The 3,169-nt window shown below is 70.9% G+C and carries 5 protein-coding genes and 1 pseudogene; all 6 read right to left on the reverse strand.

The window, feature by feature from the left end:
* Positions 1-313, reverse strand: a pseudogene (locus CCR97_RS26435) (phage baseplate assembly protein V); the annotation flags it as partial.
* Positions 310-891, reverse strand: a complete 582-nt coding sequence (locus tag CCR97_RS26440) for a hypothetical protein (RefSeq protein ID WP_111360587.1) — start codon at positions 889-891, stop codon at positions 310-312. The gene CCR97_RS26440 and the pseudogene CCR97_RS26435, both read right to left, overlap by 4 nt.
* Entirely contained in the window at positions 888-1,376 is a 489-nt protein-coding gene (locus tag CCR97_RS26445; protein WP_111360589.1) for a phage virion morphogenesis protein, read from the reverse strand. The genes CCR97_RS26440 and CCR97_RS26445 overlap by 4 nt, the downstream gene beginning before the upstream one ends.
* Positions 1,376-1,843 carry a phage protein Gp36 family protein gene (locus tag CCR97_RS26450; protein ID WP_111360588.1) on the reverse strand — a complete coding sequence of 156 codons (468 nt, stop codon included), beginning with the start codon at positions 1,841-1,843 and terminating at the stop codon, positions 1,376-1,378. Before CCR97_RS26450 ends, CCR97_RS26445 begins: the two co-directional genes overlap by 1 nt.
* A gap of 102 nt (positions 1,844-1,945) precedes the next feature.
* Positions 1,946-2,215, reverse strand: a complete 270-nt coding sequence (locus CCR97_RS26455; protein ID WP_111360788.1) for a hypothetical protein — start codon at positions 2,213-2,215, stop codon at positions 1,946-1,948.
* A 13-nt stretch (positions 2,216-2,228) separates the two neighbouring features.
* Positions 2,229-3,169, reverse strand: a 941-nt coding sequence (locus CCR97_RS26460) for a capsid protein (protein ID WP_244670682.1), incomplete at its 5' end; no start/stop codon positions are given.

Here is a 3,169-nt window from a genome sequence, read left to right on the forward strand (position 1 = left end):
ACGAGCCGGTGCCGAGCACGCCGGAGGGCGACAGCACCATCATGCGCTCGCCGACCACCGGCTTCGCCTTGATCTTCAGATCGCCCGAGGCGACCGGCTGCACCGGCACCCACGGGCTCTTCACCACTTCGCCGGTCTCCGGGTCCTTGCCCAGCTCGGTGCGCACCTGCCAGTCGTCGTTCTTCTCCCGAACTTCCGTCACCTTGCCGGACAGCACGATGCGGGCGACGCGCTGGTCGATCTCGACCAGGCGCGATTCGAGCGTTCGAAGGTACTTCTCCAGCCGGCGGACATAGGGGTCGGGCGCGCTCACACCGGACCTCCCTCGTCCACGGTCTCGACGGCGCCGTCGAGCACGGCCTCGACGTCGCTCACCAGCACGCGCGCCAGCGGATCGGAGCCGAGCCCGATCAGCGACTGCTTCCAGGTGACGGCATAGAAGGCCGAGCCCTTGGCGAAGGTTTCTGACGTGAACAGCGGCCGCGCCTCGGCCTCCTCGGGCGACCCGATGTTCTGCAGGCCCCAGCGCGACGTCGTGAAGTCGGCCAGCACGTCGAGGATCCCGTGCGACAGCGCGAACGCCACTTCTTGGCGCGGCGTCACGCGCCCGTCGCTCGCCATGTCCTCGGTCACCACATAGGCGGCGCATTCGAGCCCGAGCCGCCAGTCGCCGCCGACCCCGACCGGACCGCGCCAGCGCGTGAGGGCGACCGCGATCATGGGGGCTAAGAAGATGTCCTTCTCGATCAGGTCGGAGACGTCGATCCGGCCCGGATGCGACCGCACCGTGACGCCGGGAAACAGCGGCTTCAAAGCGGCTTCGACGGCCGGCAGGAAGCCGACCAGGCGCGACGCCGCGAGCCGCTCCGCGATGGTGGCGGGCCCGATCACGTGCCGCCTCCGACAAGACGACCGAGCCAGTCGGTCGCCAGGTGCTCGACCTTCTCGCGGTCCTCGGCCGAGAAGCCGACGAAGGGCCGCGCGGGGATCGTGACGCTCTTCGCGAACACCCGCTTGCCGCCGACCTTGAAGACTAGGCGCTGCGCGTTCTTCGGCGTGATGGTCGCGCCGTCCTGGTGGACGTGGGCGTATTCCCAGGACGAGCCGACCTCGACCTGGTCGCCGCCGGCGATGAAGGCGATCGAGTCGAGCAGGTGCCGGCCGCTCTCCAGCAGGATCGAGGTGCCGGCCCGGTTGGGCGCCCAGGCGGCACCGTCCGGCGACGTCTTGGTCTCGCTAATCCGCTCGCGGGTCGAGGCTTCGAGGATGCCGCCGACCTCGGTCATCAGCTCCTCGGTCTCGGCGCCGGAGAGGCGCGAGGTGAGTGCGTTGAGCTGGTCGAGACCCGAGGTGTCGACGACGATCGCGATCGACATCACAGGCCCCGCAAGCGGTCGCGCGTGAACATGCGCTCGTTGGCGATCACGATCGCCTCGTTGGGCGACACGCTTCCTTCCGGCGGCCCCGCGTCGCCGGTGCCGCCGCCGCCCGGGCCGTCGAAGGTGAGCGCCGCCTTGCCGGCCGCCATCGCGGCGAGGCGCTGGATGGCGACGTCGTAGCGCTCCTTGATCCGCTCGTTGGAGCGCCCGAACGACAGCGCCACGCGGTAGAGCGCGATGTCGATCGTGTAGAGCCGCAGCGTGGCGCGGCTGTCGTCGTCTAGCCGTGAGAGCTCGTCGCGGGTGTAGCGGGCCGCCAGGATCGCCCGCACCTCGGCCGTCGCGTCGGCGAGCCCCGCATCGATGCGGCCGTCGTCGCGCTGCCGCGTCGTCTCGTCGGCGGCCAGGATGGTCGCCTCGGACGGATAGCGGGCCAGCACGTCGGCAAGCGTCGCGAAGCTCATGGGGGTCTCCGGCCTGTTCTGAAAGACGCCGCAGCGGCGAACCGCTGCGGCAGGGCCCGTTCGGGCCGGGCATCCCGCACCCCCGTGACGGGACGCGAGAGATCAGCTGTCGGCCGTCACGTCCTCGCCGAGCACGCCGGCCGCCTGCAGGGCCGGGATCTCGGCCGGGAACAGGCCCACGCGGTCGCCGATGTCGTGCAGCGCGCCGTCGAGCAGCAGCGGCGACAGCACCAGGAAGAACCGCGGGGTCGCCGGCGCCTCGTCCGCGCTCGCGTCCGGTGTGGCGTCCGGGGTCTCGGCCGGCGCGGCGGCCGCGGCGGGAGCGGGAGCCGTGTCGGCCGGCTCGGCCGCGGTTGTGGGTCGCTTCGCCATGGCGCGGCTCCCGTCACGCGACCGCGTTCTGGATGAAGTAGCCGACGTCCTTCGCGACGATCAGCTCCTTCACGCGCTCGCCGGTGCGGATGCGCACGCCGCCCTGCAGGCCGACGTCGGGATCGACGATGCGGCCCGAGATCTTGGTGCCGTACTGCGCCGTCAGCCCGAACGTGATGCCGCTCTCGGGCCGGGCGATCGGGTTGATGTGCAGGAGCGCGATGTTCTTGCCCCAGGCGCGCGAGAGGTTCGCCGGCTGGCCCTTGCGGGCGAGGTTCACCCAGGCCTCGCCGACCAGCACCTTGCCGATCTCGAACAGCGCCGCGAACTCGGCCCGCGTCACGATCCCCTTGTTGGTGAGATTGCCGCGGATCGCGTTGACGATCGCCGGATGCGACGAGAGCTTCGACCACACGGCGCTGCCCATCACCATGGTGTTGGGGCGGTAGACCAGCGTGCTCTCCAGGGCCGCCTTGATCACGGCGATCGGATCGGAGTTCGCGTAGTCGGAGAACTGCGAGCCGCCGGCGAGCGTGATCCGCCGCGCCGGCGCGTAGGTGTCGAGCGTCTGCACCTTGGCGGCGACCCGCACCTCGCGGGCGTTCGCCATCAGGTCGGCCAGCATCATGGTGGCGTGCGCCTCGGGATCGAAGGTCGAGACCTGACGCTCGCGCGCCTTGCGGGCCTCCTCGATGTCCGAGTTCGGGATCGGATCCTCGAGGCCGTGGTCGTCGACCTCGGCGGTGCGCTCCTCGCCGCCGAACTCGACCTGGTTCACCCGGCCGCGGCGGCCGACCAGCGTGTCCGGCACCGAGAAGGCGTCGGCCAGCGGATACTCGGTCCACTTGAACTTCTCGGCGCCGACCGGCACGCGCGGCAGCACGTCGTCGGCGATCAGCGTGTGGGCCTGGTTGCGATAGCCGATCGCGACCGCGGTCAGCATCGGGTCGACGA

The organism is Rhodoplanes elegans, assembly GCF_016653355.1.
Classification (GTDB): Bacteria; Pseudomonadota; Alphaproteobacteria; order Rhizobiales; family Xanthobacteraceae; genus Rhodoplanes; species Rhodoplanes elegans.

What these genes read in the sequence shown, in the direction of transcription:
- CCR97_RS26445 (WP_111360589.1), bottom strand. Translation starts at nt 1,376, where the DNA reads ATGTCGATCGCGATCGTCGTCGACACCTCGGGTCTCGACCAGCTCAAC.
- CCR97_RS26450 (WP_111360588.1), bottom strand. Translation starts at nt 1,843, where the DNA reads ATGAGCTTCGCGACGCTTGCCGACGTGCTGGCCCGCTATCCGTCCGAG.
- CCR97_RS26455 (WP_111360788.1), bottom strand. Translation starts at nt 2,215, where the DNA reads ATGGCGAAGCGACCCACAACCGCGGCCGAGCCGGCCGACACGGCTCCC.